The organism is Pseudomonas fluorescens, from assembly GCF_001307275.1.
GTDB lineage: Bacteria > Pseudomonadota > Gammaproteobacteria > Pseudomonadales > Pseudomonadaceae > Aquipseudomonas > Aquipseudomonas fluorescens_AA.
Genome location: NZ_CP012831.1, coordinates 5813783 through 5829539 on the forward strand (window position 1 = coordinate 5813783; position 15757 = coordinate 5829539).

General features: G+C 61.8%; 17 protein-coding genes. 2 read left to right on the plus strand and 15 right to left on the minus strand.

Annotated elements, in window-relative coordinates:
- Positions 1–21: 21 nt before the first annotated feature.
- The 8 genes from AO356_RS25725 to ribBA all read right to left on the minus strand — a co-directional run bounded on the left by AO356_RS25725 (position 22) and on the right by ribBA (position 8288).
- Positions 22–1026, minus strand: a complete 1005-nt coding sequence (locus tag AO356_RS25725) for an acyltransferase family protein (protein ID WP_203225764.1) — start codon at positions 1024–1026, stop codon at positions 22–24.
- Between the two features lie 244 nt (positions 1027–1270).
- On the minus strand, positions 1271–2314 hold the full coding sequence (locus tag AO356_RS25730) for an LLM class flavin-dependent oxidoreductase (RefSeq protein ID WP_060742189.1): 1044 nt from the start codon (positions 2312–2314) through the stop codon (positions 1271–1273).
- A 30-nt stretch (positions 2315–2344) separates the two neighbouring features.
- On the minus strand, positions 2345–2830 hold the full coding sequence (locus AO356_RS32325; protein ID WP_060743204.1) for a flavin reductase family protein: 486 nt from the start codon (positions 2828–2830) through the stop codon (positions 2345–2347).
- A gap of 44 nt (positions 2831–2874) precedes the next feature.
- Positions 2875–4026 (minus strand): ABC transporter ATP-binding protein, encoded by a 1152-nt coding sequence (locus AO356_RS25740; protein ID WP_003201667.1) that lies wholly within the window; start codon positions 4024–4026, stop codon positions 2875–2877.
- Positions 4027–4043: 17 nt separating this feature from the next.
- Positions 4044–4853, minus strand: a complete 810-nt coding sequence (locus AO356_RS25745) for an ABC transporter permease (RefSeq protein WP_003201669.1) — start codon at positions 4851–4853, stop codon at positions 4044–4046.
- A gap of 6 nt (positions 4854–4859) precedes the next feature.
- Positions 4860–5789, minus strand: a complete 930-nt coding sequence (locus AO356_RS25750) for an ABC transporter permease (RefSeq protein ID WP_060742190.1) — start codon at positions 5787–5789, stop codon at positions 4860–4862.
- A complete protein-coding gene (locus AO356_RS25755; protein ID WP_060742191.1) occupies positions 5786–6811 on the minus strand; it encodes an ABC transporter substrate-binding protein in 1026 nt (341 codons plus the stop codon). Before AO356_RS25755 ends, AO356_RS25750 begins: the two co-directional genes overlap by 4 nt.
- Before the next feature lie 367 nt (positions 6812–7178).
- Positions 7179–8288, minus strand: a complete 1110-nt coding sequence (ribBA, locus tag AO356_RS25760; RefSeq protein WP_060742192.1) for a bifunctional 3,4-dihydroxy-2-butanone-4-phosphate synthase/GTP cyclohydrolase II — start codon at positions 8286–8288, stop codon at positions 7179–7181.
- A gap of 82 nt (positions 8289–8370) precedes the next feature.
- Here ribBA and AO356_RS25765 point away from each other — a divergent pair, with 82 nt between their 5' ends.
- On the plus strand, positions 8371–8673 hold the full coding sequence (locus AO356_RS25765; RefSeq protein WP_060742193.1) for a DUF1330 domain-containing protein: 303 nt from the start codon (positions 8371–8373) through the stop codon (positions 8671–8673).
- Here AO356_RS25765 and AO356_RS25770 read toward each other — a convergent pair.
- From AO356_RS25770 to AO356_RS25800, 7 genes are all read right to left on the minus strand, one after another.
- Positions 8663–9226, minus strand: a complete 564-nt coding sequence (locus AO356_RS25770) for an NUDIX hydrolase (protein ID WP_060742194.1) — start codon at positions 9224–9226, stop codon at positions 8663–8665. The genes AO356_RS25765 and AO356_RS25770 overlap by 11 nt on opposite strands.
- Before the next feature lie 2 nt (positions 9227–9228).
- Positions 9229–9981 carry a GntR family transcriptional regulator gene (locus tag AO356_RS25775; RefSeq protein WP_003201683.1) on the minus strand — a complete coding sequence of 251 codons (753 nt, stop codon included), beginning with the start codon at positions 9979–9981 and terminating at the stop codon, positions 9229–9231.
- A 60-nt stretch (positions 9982–10041) separates the two neighbouring features.
- Positions 10042–10446 (minus strand): carboxymuconolactone decarboxylase family protein, encoded by a 405-nt coding sequence (locus AO356_RS25780; protein ID WP_060742195.1) that lies wholly within the window; start codon positions 10444–10446, stop codon positions 10042–10044.
- Positions 10447–10578: 132 nt separating this feature from the next.
- Positions 10579–11064 carry a flavin reductase family protein gene (locus tag AO356_RS25785; RefSeq protein WP_060742196.1) on the minus strand — a complete coding sequence of 162 codons (486 nt, stop codon included), beginning with the start codon at positions 11062–11064 and terminating at the stop codon, positions 10579–10581.
- A gap of 12 nt (positions 11065–11076) precedes the next feature.
- Positions 11077–12558, minus strand: coding sequence for an aldehyde dehydrogenase (locus AO356_RS25790; RefSeq protein WP_060742197.1), 1482 nt, complete (start codon positions 12556–12558; stop codon positions 11077–11079).
- The gene (locus tag AO356_RS25795) at positions 12555–13388 is read right to left on the minus strand and encodes an alpha/beta fold hydrolase (protein WP_060742198.1); all 834 of its coding nucleotides are present in this window, start codon (positions 13386–13388) and stop codon (positions 12555–12557) included. Before AO356_RS25795 ends, AO356_RS25790 begins: the two co-directional genes overlap by 4 nt.
- 44 nt (positions 13389–13432) lie before the next feature.
- Positions 13433–14023 carry an amino acid synthesis family protein gene (locus AO356_RS25800; RefSeq protein ID WP_060742199.1) on the minus strand — a complete coding sequence of 197 codons (591 nt, stop codon included), beginning with the start codon at positions 14021–14023 and terminating at the stop codon, positions 13433–13435.
- 205 nt (positions 14024–14228) lie between these two features.
- Here AO356_RS25800 and AO356_RS25805 point away from each other — a divergent pair, with 205 nt between their 5' ends.
- Entirely contained in the window at positions 14229–15716 is a 1488-nt protein-coding gene (locus AO356_RS25805; protein ID WP_060742200.1) for a hypothetical protein, read from the plus strand.
- Positions 15717–15757 lie beyond the last annotated feature (41 nt).

The window sequence follows — 15757 nt, forward strand, 5'->3', positions numbered from 1 at the left end:
TTTTTGTACGGCAGCCAGAGGCTAAGCCACCGTGCTGCCAACGGGAGCCGTGGCACCGTACTTAACGCCCGCCCTGAGGGCATGACGAAGCTTCAGCGCCGGTCGCTCGACCCCATAGTACGAAACGCCACTCAACGCGAACGACAGTACCAGCACTGCTGTGATGATCAGGGCGCTGTACTCCACCGGCCAGAACGCACGCAACACATACATCACCACAAAATGGTTGAGGAACACGCCATAGCTGATGTTGCCCAGGAACTCATCGAGCCGGTGATGCTTCATTCTGCCGAGCAGAAACACCGCCGGCAGGCCCAGGGCGATGCCCAGGGTTACCTCGGCGTTGAACGGCCGACGGGGAATGATCCCGACGACAATGGCCAGGAACATCAAGGCGGCAACGAACAGGGTGATGGACACGATCCACAGCCCTTTGGCCTGCGCCCGATACAGGTAGCTGCCGCAGAGGAAAATGAACAGCACGCCCGGCAGCAGGCGATAGCCGTAGATGTCCGTGTCGAGGTAGCCCAGGGAAGCGACCATGAACACCGTCACGGACACGGCAAAGGCGACACCCCGTGTCTTATAGAGGATCAGGAACGGGATCAGCAGGTAAAAGCACATTTCCAGTCCCAGGGACCAACCGGGAGGCAGGATCTCGGGCACGGTGATGCCGAACATGTAGAAGCCCAACGGCACGATCGGCAGGCTGGTGGCGATGTTTTCCAGGGTCAGGGCGGCTGCCTGGGGCGTTCCAGGCAAGAGGAAATGGATCACCGCGCAGGACATGACGAAATACACCAGGAACTGCGGGTACAGCCTCAACAGTCGATCGATGTAGAACAGGCCGATCTGGCCCGGGGTGTTGTAGGTCCTCTCGATCAGCGAGGTCATCACGAAGCCGCTGATGATCAAAAAGGACACCACGGCAACGACGCCGGGGTTCAAACCCATGAACGTCACACCCATATGAGAAACTGCCACCAACATGGCCAGCAGCAACCGATAAACCCCCACGCGCATCATCCTTAATCAGAGTTGATCCTTTTGCGCGGTACGTTATGCGGCTTTGCGAGCCGTTAATAGTGGTTTGCGGGGCAGCGGCGAGGTAGTGGGGGCAATTGTCACATTTGACACATTTGACACATATGTTTCAGGTGAACGAAAGCCTTGTGGGAGCGAGCTTGCTCGCGATTGGGCCAATACATGCCCAATCTTTTTGACAAACACACCGCCATCGCGAGCAAACTTGCGATGGCGGTGCAACGGATCACCGAAACGCCGGCACCACCTGTTGGATAAACAGCTCCAGGGATTTTTTCTTCTCGGTATGGGGCAAACTGTTGTCGCACCAGAAGCTGAATTCATCCACGCCCAGTTCCTGGTAGTACTTGATCCGCTCGATGATTTCCTGCGGTGTACCAATCATGGTGTTCTTGCGGATGTTCTCCAATTGGAACTCCGGACGCTCGGCGAATTTCTCTTCCGGGCTTGGCGCCAGGAAGCCGTTGACCGGCACCTGCTTGTTGCCGAACCAGGCATCGAAAGTGCGATAGAACTTCGAGATGGCCTGGGCGCCGACTTTCCAGCCTTCGGGATCGTCCACCGCATGGACATGGGTGTGCCGCAGCACCATCAGTTGCGGGCGTGGCACGTCGGGGTTGTTGTCCAGGGCGGCCTGGAACTTGTTCTTCAGGTCGAGGACTTCCTCATCGCCTTTCATCAGCGGCGTGACCATTACGTTGCAGCCGTTAGCGACGGCGAAGTTGTGGGAGTCCGGGTCGCGGGCGGCGATCCACATTGGCGGGTGAGGCTTGCGTATTGGCTTGGGCACGCAGGTGGAGGTGGGGAATTTCCAGATCTCGCCATCATGGGCGTAGTCGCCTTGCCATAGGGCGCGCACCACCGGGACCATTTCCCGCAGGGCCTGGCCGCCGGAGGAGGCTGGCATGCCGCCGGCCATGCGGTCGAACTCCACCTGGTAGGCGCCCCGGGCCAGGCCGACTTCCATGCGGCCATTGCTGATCACGTCCAGCAGCGCGCATTCACCGGCGACCCGCAGCGGGTGCCAGAACGGCGCGATGATGGTGCCGGCGCCCAGGTGGATGGTGGTGGTCTTGCCGGCCAGGTACGCCAGCAGCGGCATCGGGCTTGGCGAAATGGTGTATTCCATGGCGTGGTGTTCGCCGATCCACACGGTGCTGAAGCCGCCGGCCTCGGCCAACAGGGTCAACTCGCTCAGGTCTTCGAACAACTGGCGATGGCTGACGCTTTCGTCCCAGCGCTCCATGTGTACGAACAGGGAAAATTTCATGGCGCTTTCTCTTTATTGTTGACGATCGGTTCAGGCGAGGACGGGCAGGGCGCCCATCTTGCCGTGGCAATAAACCAGCGGCCCCGGTGTGTGCTGCGGGACGATCAGGTTCTTCACGGCGCCGACCATGATGGCGTGGTCGCCGCCTTCGTATTCGCGCCACAGTTCGCACTCGATGATGGCGGTGGCGTTGCTCAGCAACGGGTTACCCCGTTCGCTCAAAGTCCATGCGATGCCCTGGGCCTTGTCCTTGCCTTTGCGGGCGAAGGCGTAGGCTTCGTTCTGCTGGCCGCCGGAGAGGAGGTGGATGGCGAAGCGCTTGTTCTTGATCAGCACAGGATAGGAGTCGGAGCTGTAGTTGGGGCAGAACAGCACCAGGGCCGGGTCCATCGACAGGGAGCTGAAGGCACTGGCGGTGAGGCCGACTACCTGGCCGTCGTCATCGAGGGTGGTGATCACCGTCACGCCGGACGGGAACGAGCCCATGACTTGTTTGTAGACGCTGGCATCGATCATCGGACGATCCTCGGGTTTTATCGGTTGTGGGCGCGCAATGTTCATCAATGAGCTCCCGCGGCCTTGTTCAGGTCGCTCTCGGCCCATTGGGTGTAGACACAGGCGTCGGCGGTGGCCCAACGCACGCGCACCGGGTCGCCGGCCTTGAGCGGCATGCCGGCGGCGGACAGCGCCTTGACGGTCATGGCCGTGCCGCCGGACGTCACCACGCTGCAAGTCTGGCTTTCACCGAGGAACAGCACTTCGACGACCTTGGCCGACACCTCATTCCAACCGGCCGCCAAGGGTTCCTGGGCCGCTTGCTCGACGCTCAGGGCGAGGGCTTTTTCCGGGCGCACCATCAGCAGCACGTCCTGGTCCGTTTGCAGGCCGGCAGTCAGGCGGATCGACAGCGACTGGCCTTCGAAGGTCGCCACTGCGTTGCCCTGGGCCTTGAGCTTGAGGAAATTGGAGTTGCCCAGGAACGAGGCGACGAAAGCGTTCGGTGGATTCTGGTAGAGGTCGTAGCCGCTGCCCAGACCGACGATCTTGCCGTGGCTGAAAATCGCGATGCGCTGGGACAGGCGCATGGCCTCTTCCTGGTCATGGGTGACGTAGACGATGGTGATGCCCAGGCGCCGATGCAATTGGCGCAGTTCATCCTGCAAGTCTTCACGGAGCTTTTTATCCAGGGCTCCAAGGGGTTCGTCCATCAGCAGGATGCGGGGTTCATAGACCAGTGCCCGGGCAATCGCCACGCGCTGCTGCTGACCGCCGGACAGTTGCGAAGGGCGACGATGAGCGAACTCTCCCAGTTGCACCAGCTTGAGCATGGCGTCGACCCGGCGTTCGCGCTCGGCGCTGGCCAGTTTGCGGATCGCCAGGGGGAAGGCAATGTTGTCGCGCACCGACAGGTGCGGGAACAGTGAGTAGCGCTGGAACACCATGCCGATGTCGCGTTTGTGCGGCGGTACGTTGACCAGGGATTTGCCGCCCACCAGGATCTCGCCGCTGCTGGGGGTTTCGAACCCGGCCAGCATCGACAGCGTGGTGCTCTTGCCCGAGCCGCTGGAACCGAGGAAGGTCAGGAATTCGCCGTCCTGGATCTCCAGGGAAATATCGTCCACGGCGGCAAAGTCGCCGTAGTGTTTGTTCAGGTTGCGCAGGCTGACCAGGGTCTTGTTGTTCTGTTGTGCGGGGTCTTTGACGGCACTCATCGTGTTCTCCTAGGCGCTCAGGCGCTGATTTCATTGCGCCGACGCAAGGCGGCGGCGATCACCATCACCAAGACCGAGAGGCCGATCAGCAACGTCGAAGCGACGGCGATCACAGGCGTCAGGTCCTGGCGCAGGGTGGTCCACATCTTGACGGGCAAGGTTTGCAGGGTCGGGCTGGCCATCATCACGCTCAGCACCACCTCGTCCCACGACACCAGGAACGCGAACAGGGCACCGGCGACCATGCCCGGGCGAATGGCCGGGAAGGTCACCTTGAACACCGCTTGCAGGCGTGAGGCGCCGCAGATCACTGCAGCGTCCTCGATGGATTGGTCGAACAGCTTGAGCGAGTTGATGATCGAGATGATGGTGAACGGCAGTGCGACGATGACGTGGCTGACCACGAACGCGAACATCGTCCCGGTGTAGCCGAGCTTGAGGAACAGCGCATACACCGCCACGGCGATGATCACCAGCGGCACGATCATCGGCAGGGTGAACAGGCCATAGAGCATTTCCCGGCCCGGGAAGCGCCCGCGCACCAGGGCAAACGCTGTCGGCAGGCCCAGTGCCACGGCGCAGACGGTGGTCAGCACCGCGACCTTGAGGCTGGTCAGTGCCGCGTTCATCCAGTCAGGGTTGGAAAAGAACTGGCCGTACCATTTGAGTGTCCAGCCCGGCGGTGGGAAGACCAGCCATTGGGACGAACCGAACGACAGCAGCACGATGAACACGATGGGCAACAGCAGGAACAGCGCGATCAGGCCGGTGGTGAAATACAGGCCGAACCGCATGCGCCGGCTCATGGCATTGGGAGTCAGGAGCATGGCGGCTTACCTCGCGTTGCTGGCGCCCACCGGGGATTCCGGCTGGAGCTTCAGGTAGAAGTAGAACAGCACCAGGGTGATCGCCACCAACAAGGCGGCGCCGGCACTGGCCAGGCCCCAGTTGAGGAACGATTGCACCTGCTGGATGATGAATTCCGGCAGCATCATGTTCTGCGCACCGCCCAGCAGTGCCGGGGTCACGTAGTAACCGAGGGACATCACGAACACCATCAGCCCGCCGGAGAACAGCCCCGGCCGGCACAGCGGCAGGAATACCCGGAAGAAGTTGGTCCAGGGACTGGCGCCGCAGATGGAGCCGGCCTGCAGGATCATCGGGTCGATGGCCTGCATGGTCGCCTGCAACGGCAGGACGATGAACGGGATCATGATGTAGCTCATGCCGATCACCACGCCGGTGAGGTTGTGCACCATCTCCAGCGGCTGGTCGATGATGCCCAGCGCCATCAACGCCTTGTTCACCACCCCGGAGGCTTGCAGCAGCACCAGCCAGGAGTAGGTGCGGGCCAGCAGACTGGTCCACATCGACAGCAGCACGATGTTCAGCATCCAGCGGCCCCAGCCACGGGGCACCAGGGTGATGGCCCAGGCCAGGGGAAAACCCAGCAGAAGGCTGAACAGTGTGACCAGCCCGGCCACCGAAAAGGTGTTGAATAGCACTCGGGCATAGGCCGAGTTGGCGAACAATTGCTCGTAGTTGCCCAACCCGGGCACCGGCTCCAGCACACCGCGCAGCAGCAGGCCGATCAACGGCGCCAGGAAGAACAGACCGAGGAACAGCAGGGCAGGGACCAGGTTACCGGCCCCGCGCCAGCGCTGTGCCAGCGACGGGGTGTGCGTCGCCGCCTTGGCCTGTACCGCACCGGCAGCGCCAATGGCGCTCCCGGTGCGAGGGGAGGTCGTTGCCGACATTTTCATTTGACCAGCCATTCGTTCCACCGTGTCGCGATGTCCTGACCGTTCTTGGCCCAGTACGCGAAATCAAGCGTGATCTGATCCTTGGCGTAGGCGGTCGGCAAGTTGGGGGCGAGCACCGAATCCAGGCGTGCAACGCTGTCGACGTTGACCGGGGCGTAGGCGGTCAGGTTGGAAAAGTCGGCCTGGCCCTTGGCGCTGCTGGCGTTGGCCAGGAATTTCATGGCGGCGGCCTTGTTTTTCGAACCCTTCGGGATGACCAGGATGTCGGCCATGACCAGGTTCTGCTTCCAGCTTACGCCGACCGGAGCGCCGTCTTGTTGCAAGGCATAGATCCGGCCGTTCCAGAACTGCCCGATGCTGGCTTCGCCGGACGCGAGCAACTGTTGGGACTGAGCGCCGCCGCCCCACCAGACGATGTCTTTCTTGATGGTGTCGAGTTTCTTGAAGGCGCGGTCCAGGTCCAGCGGATAGAGCTTGTCTGCCGCGACGCCGTCGGCCAGCAACGCCAGCTCCAGCACGCCTGGGCTTGGCCATTTGTACAGGGCGCGTTTGCCGGGATAGGTCTTGGTGTCGAACAGCGCGGACCAGTCCGTCGGCTTGCCGGCGCCGAGCTTGCCTTCGTTGTAACCGAGGACGAAAGAGAAGTAGAACGAGCCGACGCCATGGTCGGAGACGAAGCGCGGGTCGATCTTGTCGCGCTGCACCACTGAGAAATCGAGGGGTTCGAGCAGGCCTTCGGCCGCGGCACGCAGAGCGAAGTCCGCCTCGACGTCGACCACGTCCCACTGCACGTTACCGCTTTCGACCATGGCCTTGAGCTTGCCGTAGTCGGTGGGGCCGTCCTGGACCACGGTGATGCCGCTGGCCTTGCTGAACGGGTCGGCCCAAGCCTGCTTCTGCGCGTCCTGGGTGCTGCCGCCCCAACTGACGAAGTTGACGCTTTCAGCGGCCATCGTCGCCTGGCTGGTGACACTCAGCAAGCCGGCAAAAAGAATTGCGGCTGCACTTTTCTTCAACACCATTTTCACGCCCTCATTTGTTGTGTTTTTGAGCGGGCTTGGTAATGCCCGCCTATCGGGAGCAGTAGGTCCATCTGGCCTCTAAAGGCGACCGTGCCAAGGGCTGTTATTGGTGCTTTCCCTTGTGGGCGCACTTGGCTGAATCATTCGGTCTATGGAATATCATATTATGGTATTCCAAACTTTCTGCAAGCATTTTGCCGTACCGGCTATCTGTCCGAGGGCAGATTTTTCCTTGTCATTGCTGGGGCGAACCCTGTGGGTGCGCGCTTGCCCGCGATAGCGGTGTGTCAGTCAACATTCAGGTTGGCAGGTCCATTGCTATCGCGAGCAAGCTCGCTCTCACAGGAGATTTGGGTGGGCCTCAGGCTTATCCGGTGAAGGGAATGCTCTCCACCACTTCCAAGTCATACCCCGTCAGCCCCGCGTACTTGAGTGGTGGTCCCAAGTGCCGCAATTTGCCGACGCCCAGGTCCTGGAGAATCTGCGCGCCGGTGCCCACTTCAGAATAGATGCGCGACTGGGAGCGGCTGAATTGTCGTGGCGGCTGGGTCAGTTGCGGTACGCGCTCGAGCAGCGCCTGGGAGGATTCGTGGTTGGCCAGCACGACCACCACGCCGCGACCTTCCTCGGCCACCCGCTGCAAGGCCGCCCACAACGTCCAATTGGACGGGCCGTTGTATTCGGCACCCACCAGGTCCCGCAACGGATCGATCACATGCACCCGTACCAGGGTCGGTTCTTCCCGGCGAATGTCGCCCATCACCATCGCCATGTGCACGCCGCCTTCGATGCGATCTTCGAAGGTGAACAGGCGGAAGGTGCCGTGTACCGTGGGCAGTTCCCGTTCGCCGATACGCACCACGGTGTGCTCGGTACTCAGGCGATAGTGGATCAGGTCGGCGATGGTGCCGATCTTGATCCCGTGCTTGCGGGCGAAAATCTCCAGGTCCGGCCGGCGGGCCATGGTGCCGTCATCGTTCATCACTTCGACGATCACCGACGCCGGCGTGAAACCTGCCAGGCGCGCCAGGTCGCAACCGGCTTCGGTGTGCCCGGCACGGGTCAGGACACCGCCTTCCTTGGCCCGCAGCGGGAAGATATGCCCCGGCTGCACAATGTCGTTGGGCCCCGCATCGATGGCCACGGCGGCGGCGACGGTGCGAGCCCGGTCGGCGGCGGAAATACCGGTGGTCACGCCAGTGGCGGCCTCGATGGAAACCGTGAACGCGGTGCTGAACACGCTGCCATTGCTCGGCACCATCTGCTCAAGCCCCAGGCGCTGGCAGTGCTCGTCAGTCAACGTCAGACAGATCAACCCACGGGCTTCGCGGGCCATGAAGCTGATCGTTTGGGCGTCGCAGCAGTCGGCGGCCAGCAGCAGATCGCCTTCGTTTTCCCGGTCTTCGTCATCCACCAGCAATACCATCTTGCCCTGGCGGTAGTCTTCGATGATTTCCTGAATGCTGTTAAAGGCCATGACGGGCTCTCTGTGTTTTGATGAAGGCTTGCTGGAGATCTATTGTGGTATACCATAATACAAAATAAACCGAGAGGTCACTATGAAGGCGTACTGGATTGCTCACGTGGATGTCACCGACCCCGATCAATACAGCCAATACACCCAGCGGGCACCGGCGGCCTTCGCGTTATATGGCGGACGAATGCTGGCCAGGGGCGGGCGCAGCGAAGCGATGGAAGGCCGGGCCACGCCGCAGCGCAGCGTGGTGATCGAGTTCGACTCTTACGAACAGGCGCTGGCCTGCTATCACTCGGCGCAGTATCAGGCGGCCAGGCATCATCGCGAAGGCGTGGCCCGGGCCGAGGTGATCATTGTCGAGGGCGTGGCGCCCGTCAGCGGATGAAGTGAATCTTGCCGCTGTCGTCGTTGCCCATGTAGATGCCATAGACCCCGGCCTGGCGTTCCTCGATATAACGTTCGAGGATCTGCCGGATGGCCGGGTAGTAGATGCTGTCCCAAGGAATGTCCTCGGGGGCGAAGAACTGGCAGGCGAGGGTTTCCGGGCCGAACTGACCGGTGATCTCCACCGCGGTGGCGCGGAAGATGATGTACACCTCGCTGATCTTCGGCACGCTGAAGATCGAGTAGGGCGAGACGATTTCAGCGCGTACGCCGGTTTCTTCCCAGACTTCGCGCAGCGCCGCCTGTTCGGTGGTTTCACCGCCTTCCATGAAGCCGGCCGGCAGAGTCCAGGTGCCCGGGCGTGGCGGGATGGCGCGCTGGCACAGCAGGTACTTGCCGTCCTGCTCGATGATGCAGCCGGCAATGATCTTCGGGTTGACGTAGTGGATGTAGCCGCAACCGCCACACATCAGTCGCTCATGGGTATCGCCCGCTGGCAGGCGGTGATCGAGGTCACTGCCGCCGCACTTTGGACAAAAGCTCGGGCTGAACATGGCTAGCGACCTATGCGCGGTTCTTTGAGGGCGATGGGCGGGATGATCTCGGGGATTTCACCGGTCTCTTCCTGTTTGCGCTTGAGGTAATCCAGGGCGACCTTGGCCGCGGCGCGCACGTGATCGACGCAGGCCTGGTGGGCCGCCAGGGGATCGCCGCTCTTGATCGCCTCGACCATGCGTTCCATCTCCTGGTTGCTGTCGCCGCGACGGTTTTCCTGGGACACCGAGGTCGCCCGCAAATAGCTGATGCGTGCCTGCAACTGGCGCAGCTGGGTGGCGGCGACATGGTTGCCGGAGCCTTCGAGCAGCACGTCGTAGAAGCCTTGTACCGAATCGATGACTTGTTGCAGTTCGCCTTCCTTGAGGGCCTTGCGGTTCTCCGCGAGGGCTTTTTCCAGGGCCTTGATGTCCTTGGCCTTGGCGCGCAGGGTGAACAGCTGGACGATCAGGCCTTCGAGCACGCAACGCAGCTCATAGATATCGACGGCGTCGGCCAAAGTGATAATGGCGACCCGCGGCCCCTTGGCATCGGCAAACTCCACCAGACCTTCGGATTCCAGGTGGCGCAGCGCTTCGCGTACCGACGTGCGGCTCACACCCAGGCGATCGCACAGATCGCGTTCGACCAGGCGATCGCCCGGCAGAAGCTGGAAGTTCATGATGGCGCTTCGCAGTTTATCCAGCACGATCTCGCGCAGGGTAACGGGGTTGCGATTGACCTTGAAGCTGTCGTCGAGTGGCAGGCGTTTCATGGGGTCCGCTCTGTAATATGGCTGTCCATGCCAAACGGGCAACATCCGTGCACGTTCAGATCAAACAGCCGAGGGTTGACTGGGGGCCTCGGCATCGGCTTCGGCGAAGGCTTCACGGGCAAGCCGGAAACTGTCCACGGCAGCGGGGACGCCACAATAGATACCGACCTGAAGCAGAATTTCGCGTATTTGCTCACGACTCAGGCCGTTACGCAAGGCGCCGCGCACATGCAGCTTGAGTTCATGCGGGCGATTGAGCGCCGAGATCATTGCCAGGTTGATCATGCTGCGCTCCTTGAGCGACAAGCCCTCGCGACTCCAGACGTGGCCCCAGCAATACTCGGTGACCATTTCCTGCAGTGGCCGGGTGAAATCGTCGGCGTTCTCGATGGAACGGTTGACGTAGTCCTGGCCCAGTACCTGGGTGCGGATCTTCAGGCCTTGTTCGTATTTTTCATTGCTCATGGGGGCTCCCTGAAAAGTTGATGGACCTGTGGGAGCGAGCTTGCTCGCGATGGCGGCAGCACCTCCAACATGACTGTGACTGACACACCGCTATCGCGAGCAAGCTCGCTCCCACAGGAGAGGGTATGGCCATCAGGCCAGCGTGGGCAGCGGGCCCAGCTTGCCTTTGTGGTAGATCATCGGCGTCACCGGCTGCTCGGGCAGGATCAGGTTTTTCACTGCGCCGACGATGATCGCGTGGTCGCCGCCGTCGTATTCGCGCCACAGTTCGCACTCGATGATCGCCGTGGCTTTGCTCAGCAACGGATTGCCCCGTTCGCTCAGGTGCCAATCGATGCCTTTGGCCTTGTCCTTGCCTTTACCGGCAAAGGCATAGGCTTCGGCGGTCTGGTCGGCGGACAGCAGGTGGATCGCGAACTGTTTGCTGTCGCGCAGGACCGGGTAGGTGTCGGAGCCGTAGTTGGGGCAGAACAGCACCAGCGCCGGGTCGATCGACAGCGCGCTGAACGCACTGGCGGTGATGCCGACGATATTGCCGTCCGGGTCCAAGGTGGTGACCACCGTGACGCCGGATGGGAAGGAGCTCATGACTTCTTTGTAGATGCCGGGTTCGATCATTTCTCAGGACTCCTAGCGCATCACGAACGGATCAGGCATGGGCGCCTGGGACAGGTTGATCCACACCGTTTTCAGTTCGGTATAGGCCAGCACCGAGTCGATGCCGCTCTCGCGTCCATAGCCGCTGTTCTTGAAACCACCGATGGGTGCCATGGCCGACACCGCACGGTAAGTGTTGACCCAGATGATCCCGGAGCGCACATCCCGGGCCAGTCGATGGGCACGGCCCAGGTCGCGGGTCCAGATGCCGGCGGCGAGGCCGAACTGCGAGTCGTTGGCGATCGCCAGGGCTTCGGCTTCGTCCTTGAATCGAATCACCGAGGCCACTGGGCCGAAGACTTCTTCCTGCATGATCTTCATCGAGTTGCGGTCGCATTCGAACAGGGTCGGTTCATAGAACCAACCGTCGCCCAGGTTCTGTGGACGCTTGCCACCCAGGCGCAGGCGCGCCCCTTCGGCGATGGCGTCGGCCACCAGGCCTTCGACCACGGCCAGTTGCTGCGCGGTGGCCATGGGGCCCATTTCGCTGGCGTCTTCCTGTGGGTTGCCGATGCGGATGCGTTGGGCCCGTTCGACCAGGCGCGAGACGAATTCGTCATAGATTTCGTCCTGCACCAGCAAGCGCGAACCGGACACGCAGCTTTGGCCGGATGCCGCATAAATCCCGGCAATCGCCCCGTTGATCGCACTGTCCAGGTCGGCGTCGGCAAAGATAATGTTCGGTGACTTGCCACCCAGTTCCAGTGACAGCTTGGCGAAGTTTTCGGCGCTGCTGCGCACCACATGCCGCGCCGTGGCAGCGCCGCCGGTGAAGGCGATCTTGCGCACCAGCGGATGGCGGGTAAGGGCCGCGCCGGTACTGGGGCCGTAACCGGTGACGACGTTGACCACCCCCGGTGGAATGCCGGCTTCCAAGGCGAGACGGGCCAGCTCCAGGACCGTGGCCGAGGCGTGCTCGGACGGTTTGATCACGATGGTGTTGCCAGCCGCCAGGGCCGGGGCAAGCTTGATCGCGGTCAGGTACAGCGGGCTGTTCCAGGGAATGATCGCCGCGACCACGCCCATGGCTTCGTGCACGGTATAGGCGAACAGGTCCGGCTTATCGAGGGGCAGGGTGCCGCCTTCGAGCTTGTCGGCCAGGCCTGCGGTGTAGTGGAAGAACTCCGGCAGGTAGCCGACCTGGCCGCGGGTTTCGCGAATCAGTTTGCCGTTGTCGCGGCTTTCCAATTGGGCCAATTGTTCCTTGTTCTCGGCGATCAGGTCTCCGAGTCGACGCAGCAACTTGCCCCGTGCGGTGGCCGTCAAGCCGCGCCAGGCCGGGCTGTCGAAAGCGCTCTGTGCCGCCTGGACGGCGCGCTCGACATCGGCTTCGTCGGCGTCGGGCAATTCGGCCCAGGGTTGAGCCAGGGCCGGGTTCAGGCTTTCGAAGGTCTTGCCGGAGAGCGCATCGACCCATTCACCGCCGATGCACATCGAAAAACGTGCGAGTGTCATGCAACGATCCCCTTTATTTGGTTTTGCCGGGCGTTTGCGGTGTCGAGAAACTCCAGCAACAGCTGGTTGACCAGGCGCGGCGACTCTACTGGCATCATATGCCGTTGTTCGGCGAGCACGGCAACGCTGGCGCCGGGAATGCGCTCGGCCAATTGCCGGGCCATTTCCGGTGTCGAGCCAGGGTCCAGTTCGCCGGTGGCGATCAGCGTCGGCACCTGGATATTGCCCAGGTCATCGGCGCGGTACATGTCCTGGGTGGCGAACAATTCATAGGTGGTCAGGTAGCCCTGGGGATCATTCTGCGCCAGGGTCTGGCGCAACGCGGCAATCTGTGCCGGGTTGGCGGCCTGGTATTCACGGCTGAACCAGCGTGACAACGCCGCCTCGGCATTGGCGTCCGGCCCATGCTCGGCGGCCTGGGCGGTGCGGGCGATGACCCCGGCGCGCTGTTCGGCGCTGCGGTTGAACACGCTGTTGAGCACTACCAGGCCTTGCAGGCGCTGCGGGTAATGCAAGGCAAACGCACGGGCCACCAGGCCACCCATGGAAAAGCCGATCACCGTTGCCTGGGGCAGTTGCAAATGGTCGAGCAGCTCCAGCAACTGGTCGGCGTAGCCCAGCAGCGCGGTACCGCTTTGCGGACGGGGGCTGGCGCCATGGCCGAGCATGTCGTAGGCAATCACCCGGTATTGCGTGGCCAGGCCAACGACCTGGCCACCCCACATTTCTTTGTTCAGGCCCACGCCATGGATCAAGACCACGGGTTGGCCTTGGCCGGTTGCCAGGTAGCTGGTGCCGGCCGGGGTGAGTTCAGCGGTGAGCCGAATCATGGAGCGCTCCTGCATGCCTTTTTATTGTGGTTGCCCAGGCTGGATCACTGCGCATTCTCGGCGGCCAGCTCTTCCAGGTCGATGTAGCGGTTGCCGATGCGCGGGTGCAGGCGGCCGCCATCGGCGCAGCCCAGCACCACGACGATTTCGGCGGTGCGTGGGGCGTCTTCAATCTGCATTTCCAGGGTGATGTAGTGCGAACGCAGGCCTTCGTCGTCCTTGTGCATCATCGGGATCTGAATCGAAGTGCCAGGGCCGCCGCGCTTGTTGGTGAAGCTCAGGTAGCTCTTGGCCTTGACCGCTTCACGGTAATGGTTGCCAAAGCGCAGGGTGTGGATCACGGCGGAGGCATGCTCGATTTCGCCATCGGCACCGACCACCGCGGCCTTGCCGTAGGCTTGGATCTTCTCGGCGCCGCCGATGATACCCACCAGGCGCTCGACCATCAGTGCGCCGAGGTCGGAACAGTTGGCGCGGATTTCCGGTTTCAGGTCTTCGACGAAACCGCGACCCAGCCAGGGATTTTTCATCACGACCGCCAGCCCGACCATGGTCACAGGCTTGTCCGCAGCCTTGCCGCCTTCGATAAAGGTTTCTTCGACATAGCTGACGATCTTACGAATTTCGAAACTCATGAGCTGCTCCGTTGTGAGGGTAAGAGTGTCTGTGCGTATGATGGTATACCATAATACTGATGGCGCAAATCCCCACGGCGAGTTTGTGCTCGGGAGGCGACCGAAGGCAGCTTGCCCGCGACCCCAAGGGGAATTGGTCTACGCTTGGTGCGCGGACACCCGTTTGTTTTCGGATAACCCTGCAACGTGTCCCGGGGGAGGAAGGATGCCCTTCAAAGTCGCCGATAACTCAATCTCAGCCTGGTCGTTGATGGGCCAAACTTACGTGATGCTCAAACCCCACGAAGCCCTTATCAAGCGCTTCCTGGGGAGCGATCTGGAGGTTTGCTTTCCGACGACCGAGGCGGCCGTGCAGGCGCTGTCGCAGCCCACTCAAGCCTTTCCCCTCAAGTGGCGGGTGGGGCCCCCTCCATTGGTCGAGGCCAATCAAAGCATCAACCAGTGTCTGGATGCCCTGGCGCTTTATTTGCGGGACCAGGACAAACGCAAGTACCAGGACATGCTGGACGAGGCGAATGCCACAGGTGGCTCGCTGTTCACCGATGCGCGGAAAAACACACCGGCGCAATTCGTCGGCCAGAAGTGCACTTATTACTACCAGGGCGCGTACATGTCGGGTGATCAGTTCGCTGTCGGCGCCGCATTGCGCCATGACCTCAGCTCACGACTGATCTTGCTCTACGCGGCCGCTGACGAGGCGGCGGCCAAGCGGCTGGTCAAGTTCTATGGCACTTCCTGTGGGGTAAAGGCCGCTCGGTTGTTGCCGGTGTTGGTCACCGATGCCAAGGCTGCCTGCGAGACGTGTCGCCTGGTGGTCGACGCCAGGATCAATAAAAGTGCGCTGCCACCCTTCACCGACGCGGTACTGGGATTCCTGGCCGGCGTCGCCAACGGCGCAAAACTGTGCCCCGTGGGCGGCGCCACCACCGATGTCGCAGCGTCGGTGCTCAGTGGCGACGGCAAGGGCAGCATCGCCAAGTGGGACAATGTCGATCCCAATACCAATCGCTACTGGGCGTATCGCCTCGACAAGTTCCTGGCGCTCAAAGGGGTGGTCAAGGGCCAGAGCTACGTCATTGTCTGGACCCGCTTCAGCGGCAAGGACGGCGGCGCCCATCCCGAGTTGGACGACAGTTGGACGGGGTTGGGGCAGGTGTGTCACCGGCTGTTGAAAAAAGGTTGTAACGTCATCGTGGTCGGACGCCCGAGGACCAACCGGGACCTCAACGAGAAGCTGACGACCCACCTGGGGCAACTCGACCAAGCTGACGGTCCCGTGTCCCGAGCCAAACTTCAGGTCTGGGGGGAGTATTGGAAGTTGGACAACGGCAACCCCAACCAGAAAATAATCGGGCCGAACCGTGCTGCCGAATATGCCATTTTCCTGCGCATGAAAAGTGCCGAATGGAATTGCAAACTGGTGCACCTGGGCATGCGCAGCGGTGCGATGGATGCCGCGGCTTTGCTGGGCATGCGCACTCGATTCATCGAAAACGCCGGCAATGAACAGATCGCGCGAACGACCAAATGGACCGGGGCGACCAATACCAATCTTCTCTACCAGCGCATCCCGGTGGCTGAACTGCCTACTTGGAGGGCGCGAGGCCGAGAGGAAAACCTGGTGGTCAAGCGAGGTTACCTGCCCACAGACCTGGAGATGATCGTCGCCAGTGTCGAGGGCGCATTGACTTGAGGTGAACGGCCGTGCTGCTTCAAGCTGGGGCGACGGTATGA

What these genes read in the sequence shown, in the direction of transcription:
- ribBA (WP_060742192.1), bottom strand. Translation starts at nt 8,288, where the DNA reads ATGGCCTTTAACAGCATTCAGGAAATCATCGAAGACTACCGCCAGGGC.
- AO356_RS25770 (WP_060742194.1), bottom strand. Translation starts at nt 9,226, where the DNA reads ATGTTCAGCCCGAGCTTTTGTCCAAAGTGCGGCGGCAGTGACCTCGAT.
- AO356_RS25780 (WP_060742195.1), bottom strand. Translation starts at nt 10,446, where the DNA reads ATGAGCAATGAAAAATACGAACAAGGCCTGAAGATCCGCACCCAGGTA.
- AO356_RS32325 (WP_060743204.1), bottom strand. Translation starts at nt 2,830, where the DNA reads ATGATCGATGCCAGCGTCTACAAACAAGTCATGGGCTCGTTCCCGTCC.
- AO356_RS25785 (WP_060742196.1), bottom strand. Translation starts at nt 11,064, where the DNA reads ATGATCGAACCCGGCATCTACAAAGAAGTCATGAGCTCCTTCCCATCC.
- AO356_RS25805 (WP_060742200.1), top strand. Translation starts at nt 14,229, where the DNA reads ATGCCCTTCAAAGTCGCCGATAACTCAATCTCAGCCTGGTCGTTGATG.
- AO356_RS25750 (WP_060742190.1), bottom strand. Translation starts at nt 5,789, where the DNA reads ATGAAAATGTCGGCAACGACCTCCCCTCGCACCGGGAGCGCCATTGGC.
- AO356_RS25755 (WP_060742191.1), bottom strand. Translation starts at nt 6,811, where the DNA reads ATGGTGTTGAAGAAAAGTGCAGCCGCAATTCTTTTTGCCGGCTTGCTG.
- AO356_RS25730 (WP_060742189.1), bottom strand. Translation starts at nt 2,314, where the DNA reads ATGAAATTTTCCCTGTTCGTACACATGGAGCGCTGGGACGAAAGCGTC.
- AO356_RS25740 (WP_003201667.1), bottom strand. Translation starts at nt 4,026, where the DNA reads ATGAGTGCCGTCAAAGACCCCGCACAACAGAACAACAAGACCCTGGTC.
- AO356_RS25795 (WP_060742198.1), bottom strand. Translation starts at nt 13,388, where the DNA reads ATGATTCGGCTCACCGCTGAACTCACCCCGGCCGGCACCAGCTACCTG.
- AO356_RS25800 (WP_060742199.1), bottom strand. Translation starts at nt 14,023, where the DNA reads ATGAGTTTCGAAATTCGTAAGATCGTCAGCTATGTCGAAGAAACCTTT.
- AO356_RS25775 (WP_003201683.1), bottom strand. Translation starts at nt 9,981, where the DNA reads ATGAAACGCCTGCCACTCGACGACAGCTTCAAGGTCAATCGCAACCCC.
- AO356_RS25765 (WP_060742193.1), top strand. Translation starts at nt 8,371, where the DNA reads ATGAAGGCGTACTGGATTGCTCACGTGGATGTCACCGACCCCGATCAA.
- AO356_RS25790 (WP_060742197.1), bottom strand. Translation starts at nt 12,558, where the DNA reads ATGACACTCGCACGTTTTTCGATGTGCATCGGCGGTGAATGGGTCGAT.
- AO356_RS25725 (WP_203225764.1), bottom strand. Translation starts at nt 1,026, where the DNA reads ATGATGCGCGTGGGGGTTTATCGGTTGCTGCTGGCCATGTTGGTGGCA.
- AO356_RS25745 (WP_003201669.1), bottom strand. Translation starts at nt 4,853, where the DNA reads ATGCTCCTGACTCCCAATGCCATGAGCCGGCGCATGCGGTTCGGCCTG.